The sequence below is a fragment of the Microbacterium sp. SLBN-154 genome, from assembly GCF_006715565.1.
Taxonomy (GTDB): Bacteria; Actinomycetota; Actinomycetes; order Actinomycetales; family Microbacteriaceae; genus Microbacterium.
In genome coordinates, this window is record NZ_VFNL01000001.1 from 2,478,039 (window position 1) to 2,495,665 (window position 17,627).

The window sequence follows — 17,627 nt, forward strand, 5'->3', positions numbered from 1 at the left end:
TCGGTCAGCCGGCCGCGGACGTGGTCGCGGTGCAGGTGGGAAGCGCGTCGAGGTCGCCGCCCTCGGCCACGGCCTCGACGGCGGTGAGGGCATCATCGAGATCCTCCACGGCGAAGACGCGCAGCCCGTCGGGGACGTGCCCGACGACCTCGTCGCAGTTGGCCTGCGGGGCGAGGAACCACTCCGCGCCGGCGCCGACCGCGCCCCACATCTTCTGGCGGATGCCGCCGATGGGGCCGACGGCGCCGTCGGCGGTGATGGTGCCGGTGCCGGCGACATCCTCGCCGCCGGTCAGGTCACCGGGAGAAAGAAGGTCGACGATGCCGAGGGCGAACATCATCCCGGCGCTCGGGCCGCCGACGTTGTTCAACTGGATCTGCACGTCGATGGGGAAATCGAACTCGGTGGCGAGCACGACGCCGATGACCCACGAGGTGGTGCCGTTCGCGTCCGTCTGCTCGGTCGGCGTGACCGTCACGGTCTGCTCCGCGCCGTCTCGCAGGATCGTCAGTTCGACGTCGTCGCCGTCGCCGTCGTTGATGACCTCACGCAGATCCACGACACCGTCGATGGGAATGCCGTTGGCCGCCAGAATGATGTCATCGACCTCCAGGACGGCTTGCGAGGCGGCGCCCTCGGAGAAGTCGTAGACCACGATGTCCGACGGCACATCGTATCCCGCCTCTGTGAGCGCCGCCGCCGTGGCGTCCTGCTGGGAGTTGACCATCATCATGGTGCTCTGATTCCGACGCTGCTCGGTGGTCTGCCCCGCGGGGAAGACCGACTCGAGGGGAAGGACCGCGCGGGTGCGGTCGAACCATGCGCCGGCGAGCTCCAGCCACGAGGGCGTCCGCTGCGGGTTGCCGACGACCTGCACGGTGAGAAGGTCCAGCGAACCGTCGGTGGGGTAGGTCTCCGCCCCGTCGACGGTGATGAGCGGAACGTCCTCACCGTCGGCGTTCTGCGCGGTGCCCAGAGTGTTGTACACCGGTCCGGGCTGCTGGATCACATAGGCGGTGGGGAGGAAGGTGAGGACCAGCAGCACGACCAGCGCGACCACCAGCGCCCAGATGCCCGCCAGCGTGGCTCGGCTCATCGGCCGCCGTGGCGGCGGCGTGACCGTCACCTTCTCGTCGAACAGCACCACCGGTGTCCCTGCTTCCTGCCGTGAGCCTCGTGCCGATGTCGCTGATCGTTCGCGACCGGCGTAAGGGTTCGTCCGGTCTGTTCGGAGAGTGCGATCATCCGTGCGACTAGCGTAGACACCACGTCTTTGACCCGGCTGAGAGGGCGATACACGTGCCAGACGACGACCGCAGCCCCGAGGATGAGTTCCAGGAGCTCATGCGCCAACTGTTCGGCGGAGGTGGCGGCGCTCCCGACCCGGAGGCGCTCGCCCGACTGTCGGGGATGAACATCGATCCCGCCATGATGCAGACGATCATGTCGCAGCTCCAGGGGGCGTTCGCCGCCGGCAGCGACGGCATCCCGTGGGACATGACCAAGCGCGGCGCCCTCCACATCGCCAACCAGGACGGATTGAGCGTCACGGGCGGCCAGCGGACCGACCTCGACCAGGCGTTCTCGCTGGCGAACCTGTGGCTCGGCGAGGCGACTTCGGTGTCGGATCTGTCGACGACGCCGAAGGTCATCACGCGGGGCGCCTGGGTCGAGGCGACGCTTCCCGTCTGGCAGGAACTGGCCGAGCCGGTGGCCACGAGCATCACCGATGCTCTCACCCGCGCGCTCAGCGAGCAGGCTCCGGAGGAGATGCGGGCGCTGGTCGAAGGTGCCGGCCGGCTCATGCGCACCGTCGGCGGCTCGCTGTTCGCCTCACAGCTGGGCCAGGTCGTCGGAAACCTGTCCAAGGAGGTCGTCAGCGGCGGAGACGTGGGCATTCCGCTCATGCCCGATGGCGAAGCGGCCATCCTGCCGCAGAACTTCACCGACTTCGGGCGCGACCTGGAGATCCCGGACGATCAGCTGGCGCTCTACGTCGCCGCCCGCGAGCTCGCACACGCGCGCCTGTTCCGCCACGCGCGCTGGCTGCGCCTGCACGTCATCTCTCAGGTCACCGAGTTCGCTCGTGCGATCCACGTCGACACCGATGCGCTGGAGGACCTCGCGACGCGATTCGATCCGTCCGAGCCCGACGAGCTGCGCCGGGCCCTGGAGAGCGGCGCTCTTCTTCCCCCGCGCACCGACGCGCAGAACGCCGCCCTCTCCCGCCTGGAGAACCTGCTCGCGACCATCGAGGGGTGGGTGGACGTGGTCACCGAGGACGCCACCTCCCGCCTTCCCTCCGCCGCGCGGATCGCCGAAGCGGTCCGCCGCCGCCGCGCGGTCGGGGGGCCCGCCGAACGCGCACTGGGCTCGCTGGTGGGCCTCGAGCTCCGGCCGCGGCGTATGCGGGAGGCTGCCGCGATGTGGCGGACGGTGACGGATGCGGTCGGCATCGCCGGTCGGGACAGCCTGTGGGACTACCCCGACCTCATGCCCGGAGCCGATGACATCGACGACCCGTCGGCGCTGGTCGCGCGACTGCAGGCACGCGCGCGGGGCGAAGCGCCGGCGCGTGACGAGATGGACGATGCGCTCGAACGCCTTCTATCGGGTGAGGCCGACCCGGACGGACCGGAGGATCCCCGACCGGTGTGAGGCCCGACCTCTCCTGCACAGGTGTGCGATGCGGGTGGAAGCACCCCGGACCTGTGGACAGTCGCGCCGCGGCGATTACAGCGACGAGGATCGGGGCATGCTCCGATTGGACCCGGCCTTCCCCCCGCTGTGGCGCTCCCCCTGGGCGGTGCAGTTCGGGCTGGATGCGGTGGCGACACTGACCACTCCGACCGTGTGGCAGGAGCGTCTGCTCCACGAGCTGGGCAATGGTCTTCCCGCCGCGGCCCTGCCGCTGGTGGCGGCCTCGCTGGGGGCCCCCGCGGGAGCCGCAGAGGACTTCCTCGCCGAGATCTCACCGGCACTGGAACGACCACGCTCGGCGTCTCCGACCCGAGCGGTCATCCAGGTCGGAGACGATGTCGCCCCGGCGGTGATCGAGACGCTCCAGGATGCGATGGCGTGCTGCGGTCTCGCGTGGGAACGCGCCGTCTGGCCCGGCGATCCGCCATCGGATCCCGCCGTGCCGGTGATCGCCCTCGCGGCTCACCTCGTCCACCCCGCTCGGGCCGCCGCTCTGATGGCCGCAGACGTGACGCATCTGCCGTTCATCGTGGCCGGGAGCCGCGTGCGCGTCGGTCCCCTCGTCGTGCCGGGTGTCACGGCCTGCCTCAGCTGCGTGGCTCTCACGGCCACCGATGCGGACGGCGGATGGCCGCTGCTGGCGGCCCAGCTTTGCGGGCGGCCGATCTCCGACGTCTCGGCGACCCTTCTGGTCGAGGCCGCAGCGCGAGCGGTGCGGCTCCTCAGCGGCGAGGGGACGACGCCGTCGACGACGACCGAGCTTGTCTTGACGACCGCGTCGGCCCTCCGATCCCGCCGGCACCGCCCGCACGAACAGTGCGGGTGCCGATCTCCTGCAGGAAGCGCGACGGGCGTCGATCACGCACTCCGCGCGACCAGCTCAGATCCAAGGTCCGCACGGCCCGCGTGATGCCCACGTACGCCAGTCGTCGCTCCTCGTCGATCGTCTCGAACGACTGCGCGTAGGAGATCGGCAGCACCCCCTCCGCGAGGCCGACGAGATGCACGTGATCCCACTCCAAGCCTTTCGCCGCGTGGAGGGTGGCGAGCGTCACGGTCCGGAGCGTGGGCTCCTCCTGCACCTTCGCGCGCCGGAGCAGGTCGTCGGCGAACTCCCGCAGGGTGGTCCCCTCCGGCGCTTCCTCCGCCAGACGGAGCAGAGCGGCCCGCGCCTCCCACGCATCGCGCACGGCGCCGCCGGCCGGCGGCGGGTCGTCCGTCAGTCCGAGCGAGCGCAGCACATCGCGGACCGCCTGCACGAACGTCCCTGTCAGGGGTGCCACGGCGGCGGCGCGCAACGCCATGACCGCTTGGCGCACCTCGGGGACATCGAAGAACCGGCGACCGCCGAGCACGCTCGCCGCGATCCCGACGTCGGCAAGCGCCCGCAGCAGCTCGGCCGACTGCGCGTGGGCCCGGTAGAGCACCGCGATCCCGGCGGGATCGACGCCCGCCGCGATGCGTGCGCGGATGCGGGCAGCCACCGCGCGAGCCTCGTCGCGCTCATCGTCGAATGCGGTGACCGTCGGCAGCGGCGCGTCGCTCGCGCCATCCGTCCGGTCCTCGGGATGCTCTCCCCCCTCCCGTCCGGCAGCGACCAGGCGCAGCGCACCGGGACGGTCCTTCATCAGCGCGTTGGCGACCCCGAGGATCGCCTGCGTGGAGCGGTAGTTGCGTTCCAGACGGATGACGCGGGCGTCGGCGTGGCGCCGCTCGAAGTCCAACAGGAACGTCGGGTCCGCTCCTGCGAACGAGTAGATGGTCTGGCTGGCGTCGCCGACCACGCACAGGTCGCGTCGATCGCCGAGCCACAGCTCGAGCAGGCGGGCCTGCAGGGGCGAGACGTCCTGATACTCGTCGACGGTGAAGTGACGGTACTGCTCGTGGATGGTCGCGGCCACGCGCGGCTCGGCCTCGATCATCCCCGCGCACGCCAGCAGGACGTCTTCGAAGTCGATCTGCCGACGCTGGTCTTTCAGATCCTCGTACGCCCGCTGCAGACGCGCCACCCGCTCGACGTCGAGACCCCCCGCCCCCTGGGGTCGATCGCGGGCGTACTCCTCGATCGAGCGCATCGTGACCTTCCGCCACTCGATCTCGCTGGCGACGTCCCGCAGAGTCGCGGTGTCGGGCTCGAGTCCGATTCCATCGGCAGCGTGTGCCAGAAGTCGCACCTTGTTGTCGACGATCGACGGCATGGAGTCCCCGGCGAGCGTCGGCCAGAAGTAGTTCAACTGCGCCAGCGCCGTCGCATGGAAAGTCCGTGCGGAAACCCCTTCGACCCCGAGGGCCCGAAGACGCGCGCGCATTTCTCCGGCGGCTTTCGTGGTGAAGGTCACCGCCATCACGCGACCCGGCGAGTAGGCGCCGGTATCGACTCCGTGCGCGATGCGGTGGGTGATGACGCGGGTCTTGCCGGTTCCGGCCCCCGCGAGCACCACGACGGGTCCGCGCAGCGCGGTCACCGCCTCGAGCTGTTGCTCGTCGAGGTGTTCGAGCGGACCGTTCACAGCGATCCCGCCGCATGCCACTCGCGGATGAGCCGATGCGCGATCGACGCCGGCCCGGGCAGCAGAAGATCCCCGCGTCCATCGAGGGCGTCGCCGATCTCCTGGCGATGAAACCACCGCACGCTCACGATCTCCTCACCGTCCGGCCGGGCAGAGCCGGCGTCGACGGCCTCGGCGTTGAACCCCACCATGAGCGAACGCGGGTACGGCCACGCCTGCGAGGCCCGGTAGCGCACCTCTCCGACCTCCACTCCGGCCTCCTCCCGAACCTCCCGACGGACCGCGCCCTCGAGCGACTCGCCCGCCTCGACGAACCCCGCGAAGCAGGAGTACCGCTGATCGGGCCACGCGGCATTCGACCCGAGCAGCAGACGATCAGGGTCATCGCGGTTCGTGATCGCGACGATCACGGCCGGGTCGGTGCGGGGAAAGTGCTCCCGTCCGCAGGACGGGCAACGGCGCGACCACCCCGCCTGGAGGACCTCGGTGCGAGCGCCGCAGGCCGGACAGAACGGCGCGTCGAGCAGCCACCGTGCGAGACTCACCCCGGTGACGGCAAGCGCCGCCTCGGTGCGATCCAGGTCAGGGGCGGCAACCCGCAGCGACTCGGTCGTGACCGACGCGTCATCGTCCCCCGGCGCGCCGGTGTCGGCGGCGAGCACGGCCATCACCAGGGCCGCGCCATGCTCGTCTCGACCCAGGAACGCCCACTCGTCGACCTGACCGGCAGCCGCGGGGCCGGCCCACCGGCTCACCGTGTCCCACGCGAGACCACCGTCGCGCAGGCGCACCCGCTCCCCCGAGACCGCGAGGACGCGCGTCGCGGGATCGCCGAGGACCATCGGGATGAGCTCCGCGATGTTGCGTTCATCCGCGGCACGGTCCCACCGCGTTCGGGCGCTGTCGGAGGATGTCATCGAGACCTTCCCGCGTTGGTCGATGAGCCAGGGCGTGGCGCGAAGGCCCGGCGGCATGCCCGACCTACCCTGGGCTCATGGCACGCTCACCCCTCACTCTAGCCGCGTCGGTGACCTCGGCTCTGCCCGGCGCAGGCGTCGTCGGCGTCGCTGCGCTGACGGAGAACAGCGCCGGACGATACGACTCCGCGCTGGTCGATCTCGATGACGGACGCCGCGTTGTCGTGCGCGCCCCGGTCGATGACGGCGCGGCGACGGAGACGGCTGCCGAGGTGCGCGCACTGACCGTGCTCACGTCCGGTGTGCGCGGGCTTCTCCCCTTCCGCGTGCCGACCGTGCTGGGCCAGACATCCCTCGTCGGCGGTCGTGCCGTCGTGGCCGACTTCCTGCCGGGCTATCGCGTCGATCCGCCGCACCTGCCCGCGGGCCGCGGGGCGGCCACGTCTCTCGGAGAGGCGATCGCGGCCATCCACGCCCTCCCCGTCTCGGTCGTCCGCGACGAAGGACTCCCCGCCCGAACGACCCGCCAGCTGCGCGACGACATCGAGCGGACCGTCGAGCGCGCCGTGGCGACCCGACGTCTTCCCCCGAGCCTCGACGTGCGCTGGAGCCAGGCTCTGAACGCCGAGGAGCTGTGGCGGTTCGAGACCACCGTCGTGCTCGGCGGTGCCGGCGCGTCATCGTTCCTCTTCGAGGACTTCGCCGGCGAACCCCGTGTCACCGGCGTCTTGGACTGGCATGGGCTGAGTGTGGGCGATCCGGCGGGCGACTTCATGTGGCTGGCCTCTGCCCCCGACGCCGCTGACGACGTCTTCGCCTCCTACCTCGCCCGCAGCGTTCACGCCCCGGACGGTCTGCTTCGCGAGCGGGCTCGGCTGTACGCGGAGCTGGAGTTCGCCAAATGGCTCGTGCACGGGCAGGAGACGGGGCGGTCCGACGTCGTCGACGACGCCGTGGAGCTCCTGGAGTCGCTGGCCGCCGGCGTGGCCGGCGACGACATCGTGCCCCAGGATCGCGGCGACGTCGACGATGCGATCGCATTGCTCGACCGCGTGCCGGGACCTGCCGCGACGGTCGTGGACACCTCGATGCAGACCGACGCCTACGACCCCGCCGAGGTATCGGCATGGTTCGGTGACGATGCAGACGAACAGGACCCCGCCGAGGACGCGCCCGCACAAGGGCGGTCGGCGGCGCCGGCCGACACCGCACCGCTGGACCTCGGTCCGGTTCGCGAACGACTGGACGACGTCGGCGAAGCGGAGCGGGCGTCGCAGGCGGCGCTGCGGCGCTGGGCCGTGTCGGAGTAGCGCCGGCGCCGCTCACCCTCGCAGGACGAGGTCGTCCGCGACGTAGTAGAGCGCCACGTCGATCTGCGACACCGGGATGCCGTGCTTGGCGTGATAGGCCCGACGGTAGAGCTCGAGCTGCACCATGCGCTCCTTGCGCTCCCGCGCGTTCTTCGGCGGCGCGCCGGTCTTCCAGTCGACGATCTCCACGCGCTCGCCGCGACGGTACACCGCGTCGAGCTTGCAAATTATGACGTGGGGGCGACCGTCGGGACCGTCCATGGTGAAGTCGATCTCGCTCTCCACCTCGATCGGCTGGAGATCCGCCCACTCGGAGGCCAGGAAGCGCTCCTGCAGCCGAGCCAGCTCATCGACTCCTCGCGTCCCGGGGACAGCGGCGTCGACGCCGATCGGTCCGGTGTCCCCCTCATCGAGGTCGTCCCAGAGCGCGTCGTCCAGTGACGCCGCGCGCCCGGCGATCCCCGATCGCCGTTCCACCCACTCGTGGAAGAGCGTCCCGATACGCGTCTGGCGGTAGGGGCGCTCAGGTAGCGGACGCGAGCTCGTCTCGGCGGGTGCGCCGTCCAGGGGAACGACGTCCTTGTACCGCGAGGCCGGGATACGGGTGGGGAGGGGCCCGGAACGGTGTCGTGCACGCGCACGACGTTCAGCCAGCAGCATCCGCACCTCGTCGTCCGGGGTGACCGGAGGCGCATCCAGCGCCTCCCGCACCAGGCGCGCCGCCCCCTCGACGCGCTCTCGACGGGCCCCGAGCGGATCGATGGGCCACGGGAGGATCCTTCGGTCGCCGTCGAACGGATTGGACTCGAGATCGGGCTCGTCGATGTCGATGCCGAGTGCATCGGCGATCTCGCGAAGGAACACCCCCGTGGTCCTCGGCCGTTTCGTCCCCGACCAGGGCGAGGCGGTCAACAACAGGTGCTCACGCGCGCGTGTGACGGCGACATAGGCCAGCCGTCGGTCCTCGTCGAGCTGCCGGGCGCGATGGGCGGCGACGAAAGCGTCGATCTCGCGCTTGAGATCCTGCTGGGTGGGAGCGACCTCCGCCCGCCACGGCAGGGGCGGAAGCCATGCCGCATCTCCCCGGAACTCGTAGGGCAGAACCCCGAAGCCCAGCCACCCCTTCGTGTCCTTCGCGGCGGAGGGCAGTTCGTCGGTGACCATGCGGACCACGGCGACGGCATCCCATTCCAGACCCTTCGATCCGTGGATCGTCAGCAACTGGACGACATCGTCTTCGGGAGGCTCCGTCCGGGGAGCGAACTCATCGACCTTCTCAGCGTGATCGAGCCATGCCAGGAGGCTCGCCAACGACCCCGTGTCGTCGGCGGCGAGGAAGGCGTGCACCTCATCGAGGAACGCCCGCAGCTGTGCCGAGGCGATCCGCATGGGCCCGCGCGCCTCGTTCGAGGCGAGTTCGATGTCCAGCAGCAGTTCCGACTCGATCAGGCGGATGAGCTCGGGCAGGGGCGCGCCGGCGGCATGGCGGAGCCCCGCGAACACGGCCCCCGCCTCCTTCAGACGCGCGCGCGCCTCGGGCGTGAAGGCCGCGAGCCAGCCGTGATCGGGCGCGGAGCGCACCACGAAATCCAGGGCGTCGACCAGCGATGCGCGGTCCTCCCCCGCACCGGCGCGGACCCGCTCCGCGACGATGTCGTCGAGAGGTTTCAGTGCGGAGTCGTGGCTCGCGAGGCGCCGGGCGAGTTCGGCGAGCGCGCGGAGGTCGGCCAGCCCGATACCCCACCGCGGACCCGCGAGGAGGCGGATGAGGGACGAACCTGCGGTGGGGTCGCTGATGACGCGGAGAGCGCTGACGACATCGACCACCTCAGGCGTGGAGAGCAATCCGCCCAGGCCCAGGATGCGATGCGCGATACCTCGTCGCCCCAGGGCGTCCCCGAAACGCACCATGTGCTTCTTGCTGCGGAAGAGGATGGCGCCGGTGGTGGGGAGACCGGCACGACGCCGCTCGGAGCGCACCCGCCCGAACCAGTCGGCCACCCGCTCCGTCTCGGCGTCGATATCGGCTTCGACGGCGATCTCGATCGCACCCTCCGGCGCGTCCGGCCGCGGGCGGAGCTCGGCCACGGCGACCGGCGAGCGCGGAGCGAGGGGCGCGAGGACGGCGCCCGCGGCGCGCAGGACGTCACGGCTGTTGCGCCAGCTGGTCATCAGGGCGTATTCGCCACAGCCCGCCTCGCCCGAGAAGGCGGCGGAGAATCCGCCCAGGTTGCCCGCGCTCGCTCCGCGCCAGCCGTAGATCGCCTGATGGGGGTCGCCCACCGCCATCACCCCGGTACCGGCGAACAGCTCGGCCAACAGGTCGGACTGGATCACCGAGGTGTCCTGATACTCGTCGAGGAGGACGACCCGGAAACGCTCGCGCAGCTCGGCGGCCACGCTGGCGTGCTGACGAACCACCTCCAGCGCCCCGGCCACCTGGTCGGAGAAGTCGATGACGCCGCGTCGGCGTTTCGCGTCGAGATACTCCCGAGCGAGGTCCGACAGCAGGGCGAGAGCCGACACCCGGCCCTCCGCGTCAGCGACGTCTTTGTAGACGGTGACGGACGCCTTGCTGGAGGGACGATCCAGGACTCCGGCGAACCTCTCGGGGAAGCGTCGCAGCTCAGCGAAGTCGACGAGGTTGTCGGCGCCGTCGCGGGCGATGCGCAGCGCGGCGTCGATGATGGTGCGCAGCGCCTCGGGACGATCCTCGAGGCGGGGATCGTCGGAATCGAGGACCACTCGCCTCATCAGCAGCCACGCGGCCGACTCCGACAGGACGGCGGTGTCGGTGTCACGACCGATACGGACCGCGTGCTCGCGGACGATCTGATCGGCGAAGCTGTTGTAGGTCGCGACGACCGGCCGCTCGAGGAGATCATCGCCGGCCCCGCCGCCTCCGCTCACGCCGGCACGATCGGCGAGCGAGCGCAGATATCCCCGTCGGGTCGCCTCGTGTTGCGCACTCTCGGTGGAGAAGAACTGCAGCGCGCCGGCGGCGTGCAGCTCGGGCAGAAGGGGGAGCAACCCGGCAGCCTCGAATTCGCCGAGCCGGCGCAGACGACGCTGTATGCGCTCGGCCAGCTCGCCGGCCGCCTTTCGGGTGAAGGTCAGTCCGAGGACGGCGTCACGGCGCACGAAGCCGTTCGCGATGAGCCACACGACCCGACCGGCCATGGTCTCGGTCTTCCCGCTGCCGGCTCCTGCGACCACGAGCGCGGGACGCAGCGGCGACTCGATCACCGCCGCCTGCTCGGCCGTGGGCGGGAACTGTCCGAGCGCGGCGGCGATGACCGCGGCCGTCAGGCGCGCCGGTTGTGCGACGGTCACGACGCGCTCACCGCCCCGATGGTGTGGATCCGGCAGAGCCCATGACTGTGCTCGTCCCGGCAGTGCTCCTCGTACGGGGCGCGAAAGGACTCGCCGGTCATCACCGTGATCGCGGCGTGGATGCGGGAGAGGAAGGCGGCCCGACGTCCCTCGTCGAAAGGCGGCTGCGTCGGAGTCACGAATTCCCGCTGAGAGGTCGGCCGGAGCACGAGCAGGCGGGCCCCTCCGGAAGGCAGCCCTGCCGTCCCGGCGATGGAGCCTGCCTCGAAGGCCAGCTGATAGGCCGCGAGCTGAGGGTGATCGACGACCTTCGCGTCCGTCTGCGGCTCGCTCTTGCCGGTCTTCAGATCCACGATGACCACGGTGCCGTCCCCGGTGAGCTCGACGCGGTCGATGTATCCCGACAGCACCGCCGGAGCCCTCGTCGCACGCTCCCCGCCGTCGCTGTCCGTCGACCCGCCAACGGTGAGCCCGCCCGGTCGCTCGGGGTCGAAGATCAGCGGGACCTCGAAGTGGGGTTCGGCGTCCAGGAGCCGGCCCCCGTCGGCATCGAACCGGTGGAGGTAGCGCGCCAGTCGCCGCACGAGTTCGCGTGCCCGGGCCCGCTCGGCACGACCCTGCCACGCCGCGTCGAACACCAGCTCGTGCCAGCGCCGCTCGACCACCTCCCAGAGGGTGTCTTCGTCCGTCCCCACGGTGGCGACCTCGAGGGCGGCGTGGATGATCGTCCCGACGCCCGCGGTCGTGCTCCCGGGATCGCCCCCGAGCTCGCCGATGAGCCAGTTCAGTTCGCACTCCTCGAGGGTGTGCAACCGGGACGGTGACACCCGCACCCGCTCATGTGCGAGATCGCGCAGCGGTCCGCTCGATGTCGGCGGGCGCACCCCGTACCACTCCTCCGGTGACGCGCCGGGCACCCCCGCGGCCGCCAGCAGAGCCAGCTGCCCTGCCGCGGCGCGGACGCCGGGCAGGTCGGACTGAGCGTCGGGCTCCGTCAGCGTGCGACGGTGGACCGCGACGACGCCTCGCAGGCTCAGAGGGTGCTCCGACGCTGCGGCGGGGGCCTCGGGATCGGGAAGAAGGTCGAAGAAGACGCTCGGCCCCCGATCGTCGTCGTCGACGGCGGTGATCACGGTCTGCGACCGCGAGCGTGACAGCGCCCGGGCGAAGAGACGAAGTTCATCGTGGAGGGCCGCGCGACGCCGGTCCGGGCCCGAGACGCCGGGGCCGGCTCCACCGGGATGATGCGCGGCATCGGCGAGCCGCCACGTCTCGAGAAGACTTCCGCGGTGACGCGTGTTCGGCCAGACCCCGTCCTGGACGCCGGCCACGATCACCGTGTCCACATCCAGGCCGAGTGCCGCTGCCGGCGTCAGCACCGCGACGACGTCGTGCGCAAGCGCGGCATCCAATCGGTCGTCGGCCACAGCGCTGTCGAGGATGCTCCGGATGAACGCGCGCGCATCCCCGTCGACGGGACGTTCGACGAAGCGCTTCGCCGCCTGGAAGAGCGCGACCATCGCATCGAGGTCACGACCGGCCTGATCGGCGAGGGGGCCGTGGCCCTTCGCCTGCTCCACCCACGCACGCTCCAGGCGACTGCGCTCCCACGCCGTCCACAGCAGCTCGTGAACGGTGGCGTCCTGAGCCACCTGTTCCCGAAGGCGCGCAAGGGTGTCGGCCACCACGGCAGCGCGTCGGGCTTCCCGGGTGTCGACCAGCTCCCACTCGAGCGGATGGATCATCGCCGACAGCAGCAGGTCGCGCCCCGAGCGGTCGCCGCCCTCGGCGATCTCCCGATGCCGCAGCCCTGTGCGCAATCTGCGCAGCTCGATGGCATCGAGGCGGCCGCACACACCCTCGAGGGCGGCGGAGACATCGTCGGCCGACCACTCCTCGACGGGCCGGTGAGCAAGTTCCACGAGGCGGAGGATGTCGCGGACGGCGCGCACCTCCCCCAGCGCACGACCCGCGCCCTGGGAACGCGCCGGGACCTCTCGCGCCGCGAGTTCGGTCTCGAGCGCCGCCACCTGGCGACTGTCATGGGCGATCACCGCCAATTCCCGCCACGGCACGCCGTCGAGCAGGTGACGTTCGCGAAGGATCCGCGCGACGGTGTCGAACTCCTCCGCGGCAGACCTCAGCAGAAGCGCCCGTACGGAGGAATCCCCTGCGCCGGGGTCGGGCGCGCGGCGGTGCGCCACGACCCCGGCGGCACCGATCCGCTCGACCACTCGGCGTACCGTCTCACGCTGAGCGCGTGTGCCGCGGTGTCCCTGCCCGAGCACATGCACCGTCTGCAGTGAGGCGGCCAACCGTGCGAAGTTTTCCGGCGACGCACCCCGGAACGCGCCCGCCCCGACGTCCGGGTCGCCGAAGGCCAGCACGGCGACGCCCCGGGCGGCGCAGGCCTCGAGCAGTTCGATCGCACCAAGCGTGAGCTCCTGTGCGTCGTCGACGAGCAGAACGCGCACCCCTCCGGCGGCCGCGCGCGCGGCTTCGGCGTCGCGCGCTCCGCGGATCATCCCGACAGCTTCGCGGACGAGCCCCGCGGCATCGCGATGCGCTCCGCGCATCGCCGCCCGCACGTCGAGGTACTCCCGGAAGAACGTCGCCAGCGGATGCCACACCTCCACCCCGTGCCGCCGGCCCAGGCGCTCGAGTGCGGTCGGTTCGACTCCCAGGGTGGTGCATTCGGCGAGGAAGGTGCGCACCTCCGTGCGGAACCCCGCCGTCGCCCGGATCTCGGGCCCGAGCCATTCCGGCCAGCCGCGGGGTCGACCGGCTGCCTCGTCCTCTGCGTCACCGTCGAGCAGGTCGCGCAGCAGCTGGTCTTCGTCGCCGCCCGTCAGCAGCTGCGGCGCTTCCCCGCCGGAGGCCACCTCGGCGGCGCGCACGATCTGGAACGCGAACGAGGGCACCGAACGGGCGGGAGCACCGGAGGTCGCCCGACCCGCGGCCAGCGACAGCCGGTCGCGCAGGGCCGTGGCGGTCTGCCGGGTGGGCGTGAGGACGAGGATCTCGTCCGGGTCGGCGCCCTCCACGACGAGGCGTCGGAACCTTTCGACGACGGTGAGGGTCTTGCCCGACCCCGGGGCGCCCACCACCACGCCTGAGGCGTCGACAGGGAGCCTGACCACCGCCGACTGATCCTCGTCCAGAACCGGGGTGGCGCCGTCGTCGGCCCCCGCGTCCGGCGGTGCGGGCACCAGCGCGAGAAGGTCGGTCGATGTCACGCTTCGACGCTAACCCGAGGCTCCGACAACCCCCGTGTCACCACACCGACGGGGCGTTCGCCCAGAGCGTGCCCGACCGCCCTCTCCCCCTCAGCCGGTGTCGTAGAGTTGCCATGCGCATCGAGGTCCGAGCGCGAGAGGAAGGCAGACACGTGGAGATCCGTATCGGTATCGCGAACACCGGCCGCGAGCTCAACTTCGAAACGAGCGAGTCGGCGGCGGACGTGAAGGCGTCGGTGGCAGCCGCGCTCGATGCCGGCGCGACCCACGTGAGCTTCGCCGACAACAAGGGCAACACCTACATCGTCCCCACCGCCGCACTGGCCTACATCGAGGTCGGGACCGAGGAGTCCCGCCGCGTCGGTTTCGTCGCCTGAGGACTCGCACGTGCAGATCCTCCTGGCCTTCATCGCCGGCGCCGCGATCGGGATCTCGATCCACTTCCTGCTGCAGGGTCGCGACAGCCGCGGAGTGGTGCTCGCGCCGGTGATCGGCGCCGCAGCGTCCGGGATCGTCTGGTCGGCGCTGACCTGGTCGGGCGTGGGCATCGACAACCCGTGGATCTGGCTGAGCGCCCTCGTCGCCCCGGCGGTCGTGACCGCTCCGGTCGTGGCCCTGCTCGCCCGCGCTCGCGTCGCCGCCGACCGGCGCGAGCGCGAGCGGCTCGGCATCGCCTGAGCGGCGTCCGGACGCCGGCGCCCGTCCCGCGCTCGCTCAGGCGGCGAGGCCCGTGTCCTCCATGCGCCGTGAGTGGGCCGCCATCAGCGCCGTGAACACCGGTTCGACCCGCTTCTCGTCGGAGGCGGCGAGTGTCGGCGGACGCAGGGCGGCGCGCGCGATCAAGAGGGTGTCGCCCACCAGACGCCGGCCCCACATCGCCAGCAGAGAGCGCCATTCGGGGTCGCTCTGGATCGTCTGCACGACCAGATCGACGATCGCCTGCCGGTCGTCGTCGGCGCGGAGGATGCGCGCGACCCGCCGACCGGTCTCTCCGTAGCTTGCGGAGAGCGCGAGATAGAAGTCGTCGAGCATGCCGGCGGTGATGTGGACCGAGAGCATCGTCTCCTCGGGCCTGACCCCGTGCGTGGCCCGGCGGAACGCGTCCAACGGCTCCCGGAACGGCAGCATGAGCGAGGTGGGGTCTTCGCCGCGCTCGCGGATCAGCGCCACGAGCTCCTCGTGCTTGGTCAGCGCCGCGCCCGCCGCTCGCGAGAGCGATTCCTTCTCCGCCAGCGAGGGGGTCATGGCGATCAGCTCGGAGAGGGTCTCGAAGAAGCCGAGCTGCAGATAGGCCGCCTGCCCGAGGAAGGTGTTGACGTCGGGAGCCAGCTCGGCGAAATCCACGCGCCGCGCGTCGCCGAAATCTCCGCGCGACCGCAACGACAGGGTCCGAGCGGTGCCACGCTGCCTGCGCCAGAACCAGTTCACCACGCAGGTCACCTTACCGTCGCGGCTCGCCGCGGAAAGGCCCTCGGCGGCCTCCGGGTCGTCGCCGGGTATCCTGGGACGCGTTCCGGCATCGGATCGGAACCCCCGCGCCTGCGGTCGACGAAGGGCGTGGATCCATCACACGGCCCGCCTGCCTCCATCCGGGCCCCTTCGACAGACAGGCATGACATCGTGACGACTTTCGCCGAACTCGGCGTGGATCAGGACATCGTCGATGCGCTCTCCGCGCGCGGCATCATCGATTCCTTCCCCATCCAGGAGCAGACCATCCCCCTCGGCCTCCCCGGCCAGGACATCATCGGGCAGGCCAAGACCGGCACCGGGAAGACCTTCGGCTTCGGCATCCCGGTCGTCCAGCGTCTGGGACTCGACCCCGCACCGGGCGTGAAGGCACTGATCGTGGTCCCGACCCGCGAGCTCGCGGTGCAGGTCTACGAAGACATCGACATGCTCACCCGGAACCGCTCGACCTCGGTCGTGGCGATCTACGGCGGCAAGGCCTACGAGGGCCAGATCGAGCAGCTCCAGGCGGGCGCGCAGATCGTCGTGGGGACTCCGGGCCGCCTGATCGACCTCGCCGGCCAGCGCCTCCTCGATCTCTCCGGCGCGACCGAGGTCGTCCTCGACGAAGCCGACAAGATGCTCGATCTCGGCTTCCTCCCCGACATCGAGAAGATCTTCCAGAAGCTCCCCGCCGTGCGTCACACCCAGCTGTTCTCGGCCACCATGCCCGGGCCGATCGTGACCCTCGCGCGTCGATTCATGTCGAACCCGATCCACATCCGGGCCAACGACCCCGACGAGGGCCTGACGCAGGCGAACATCAACCACCTCGTGTATCGCGCGCACTCGCTCGACAAGGACGAGGTCATCGCCCGCATCCTGCAGGCGGAGGGGCGCGGCAAGACCGTGATCTTCACGCGCACCAAGCGCGCCGCGCAGCGGCTCGTCGACGAGCTCGGCGACCGGGGCTTCTCGGTGGTGGCGGTGCACGGCGACATGAGCCAGGAGGCCCGAGAGAGGTCGATGGCGGCGTTCAAGGCGGGCAAGAAGGAGATCCTCATCGCCACGGACGTGGCTGCCCGCGGCATCGACGTCGACGACGTCACCCACGTCATCAACCACACGATCCCCGACGACGAGAAGACCTACCTGCACCGTGCGGGGCGCACCGGCCGCGCCGGCAAGACCGGCATCGCCGTCACCTTCGTGGACTGGGAAGACCTGCACAAGTGGGCGCTGATCAACCGCGCGCTGGAGTTCGGTCAGCCCGAGCCCCTCGAGACCTACTCCTCCAGCCCCCATCTGTTCGAGGATCTCGGCATCCCCGCCGGGGTGCGCGGTCGGCTCACCAGCGCCCCGCGCGCCGAGACGACGAAGACCTCCGGCGCCGCGTCCGATCGGTCCGGGCGCTCCGATGCGCCCCGCCGCCGTCGTCGGCGGGGTGACGCGACGGCATCGCCCGACGCCGCGAGCGTCCCGGCCGAGCACGGCGCGGAAAGCGCCGCCGAGCCCGCCGGTCAGGGCACGCACGACGGCGGCGGAAAGGAACACCACGACGGCAACGCCGCCCCGGCACGCCGCCGGCGGCGCCGCCGGGCTCCCCGCACCGGCGGCGCACCCACGGTCGGCTGACACCGTCCCGACGGTCAGTCCGCTCGAGCGATATGGTGAGCGTGACGGCGCAGGACGCGGCGTCTCACCTCGCTAAGAAAGGCACGACCGTGCGCTTCACCGACGTCATCGAGTACCAGGGCTTCTGGGGATCGTTCTGGGACCTGATCTGGTGGTTCCTCTGGGCCTTCGCCTTCATCGCCTACCTCTTCGCGCTGTTCGCGATCATCGGCGACCTCTTCCGCGACCACAAGATGAAGGGGTGGGCCAAGGCGATCTGGATCTTCTTCCTCATCTTCGTGCCCTTCCTGACGGCCCTCGTCTATCTGATCGCATGCGGTGGCGGCATGGCCGAGCGCAGCGCGGCTCAGGTTCGCGCCATGCAGAAGGCGCAGGACGAGTACATCAAGTCCGTGGCCGGCACCTCCGCTCACCCGAGCCCGGCCGATGAGATCGCCAAGGCGAAGGCCCTGCTGGATGCCGGGACCATCACGCCCGAGGAGTACGAGCGCCTGAAGGCCCGCGTCATCTCCTGACCGCAGAGGAGCACCGCGCCGT

12 protein-coding genes are annotated in these 17,627 nt (G+C 71.0%); 6 read left to right on the top strand and 6 right to left on the bottom strand.

Annotation, left to right across the window (positions count from 1 at the left end; all coding sequences use genetic code 11):
• Window positions 1–4 precede the first annotated feature (4 nt).
• Entirely contained in the window at window positions 5–1,147 is a 1,143-nt protein-coding gene (locus FBY40_RS12035; protein ID WP_200829983.1) for a YlbL family protein, read from the bottom strand.
• A 197-nt stretch (window positions 1,148–1,344) separates the two neighbouring features.
• Here FBY40_RS12035 and FBY40_RS12040 point away from each other — a divergent pair, with 197 nt between their 5' ends.
• Entirely contained in the window at window positions 1,345–2,658 is a 1,314-nt protein-coding gene (locus tag FBY40_RS12040; RefSeq protein WP_141940164.1) for a zinc-dependent metalloprotease, read from the top strand.
• A 764-nt stretch (window positions 2,659–3,422) separates the two neighbouring features.
• On the opposite strand, the gene FBY40_RS12045 is transcribed toward FBY40_RS12040, so the two are convergent.
• Window positions 3,423–5,210 (bottom strand): ATP-dependent helicase, encoded by a 1,788-nt coding sequence (locus FBY40_RS12045; RefSeq protein ID WP_141938984.1) that lies wholly within the window; start codon window positions 5,208–5,210, stop codon window positions 3,423–3,425.
• On the bottom strand, window positions 5,207–6,127 hold the full coding sequence (gene nudC / locus FBY40_RS12050) for an NAD(+) diphosphatase (protein ID WP_141938986.1): 921 nt from the start codon (window positions 6,125–6,127) through the stop codon (window positions 5,207–5,209). Before nudC ends, FBY40_RS12045 begins: the two co-directional genes overlap by 4 nt.
• Before the next feature lie 77 nt (window positions 6,128–6,204).
• Between nudC and FBY40_RS12055 the strand changes: the two genes are divergently transcribed.
• Entirely contained in the window at window positions 6,205–7,437 is a 1,233-nt protein-coding gene (locus tag FBY40_RS12055) for a phosphotransferase (protein WP_141938988.1), read from the top strand.
• A gap of 12 nt (window positions 7,438–7,449) precedes the next feature.
• Here FBY40_RS12055 and FBY40_RS12060 read toward each other — a convergent pair whose 3' ends face one another.
• On the bottom strand, window positions 7,450–10,770 hold the full coding sequence (locus tag FBY40_RS12060; RefSeq protein WP_235014846.1) for an ATP-dependent DNA helicase: 3,321 nt from the start codon (window positions 10,768–10,770) through the stop codon (window positions 7,450–7,452).
• Window positions 10,767–14,006, bottom strand: a complete 3,240-nt coding sequence (locus tag FBY40_RS12065) for an ATP-dependent helicase (protein ID WP_235014847.1) — start codon at window positions 14,004–14,006, stop codon at window positions 10,767–10,769. The genes FBY40_RS12060 and FBY40_RS12065 overlap by 4 nt, the downstream gene beginning before the upstream one ends.
• A 152-nt stretch (window positions 14,007–14,158) precedes the next feature.
• Here FBY40_RS12065 and FBY40_RS12070 point away from each other — a divergent pair, with 152 nt between their 5' ends.
• Entirely contained in the window at window positions 14,159–14,383 is a 225-nt protein-coding gene (locus tag FBY40_RS12070) for a DUF3107 domain-containing protein (RefSeq protein ID WP_124293535.1), read from the top strand.
• A 10-nt stretch (window positions 14,384–14,393) separates the two neighbouring features.
• Window positions 14,394–14,684: a hypothetical protein gene (locus FBY40_RS12075; protein WP_141938989.1), complete on the top strand. Its 291-nt coding sequence runs from the start codon at window positions 14,394–14,396 to the stop codon at window positions 14,682–14,684.
• Between the two features lie 36 nt (window positions 14,685–14,720).
• Here FBY40_RS12075 and FBY40_RS12080 read toward each other — a convergent pair whose 3' ends face one another.
• Entirely contained in the window at window positions 14,721–15,437 is a 717-nt protein-coding gene (locus FBY40_RS12080) for a ferritin-like fold-containing protein (protein ID WP_141938991.1), read from the bottom strand.
• Between the two features lie 189 nt (window positions 15,438–15,626).
• Between FBY40_RS12080 and FBY40_RS12085 the strand changes: the two genes are divergently transcribed.
• Entirely contained in the window at window positions 15,627–17,090 is a 1,464-nt protein-coding gene (locus tag FBY40_RS12085) for a DEAD/DEAH box helicase (protein WP_141938993.1), read from the top strand.
• Between the two features lie 107 nt (window positions 17,091–17,197).
• Entirely contained in the window at window positions 17,198–17,605 is a 408-nt protein-coding gene (locus FBY40_RS12090) for an SHOCT domain-containing protein (RefSeq protein WP_235015102.1), read from the top strand.
• The last annotated feature ends 22 nt before the right edge of the window (window positions 17,606–17,627 follow it).

Bases quoted from the DNA above. Each gene is read 5' to 3' on its own strand.
- FBY40_RS12040 (WP_141940164.1), top strand. From the start codon at position 1,345: ATGCGCCAACTGTTCGGCGGAGGTGGCGGCGCTCCCGACCCGGAGGCG.
- nudC (WP_141938986.1), bottom strand. From the start codon at position 6,127: ATGACATCCTCCGACAGCGCCCGAACGCGGTGGGACCGTGCCGCGGAT.
- FBY40_RS12055 (WP_141938988.1), top strand. From the start codon at position 6,205: ATGGCACGCTCACCCCTCACTCTAGCCGCGTCGGTGACCTCGGCTCTG.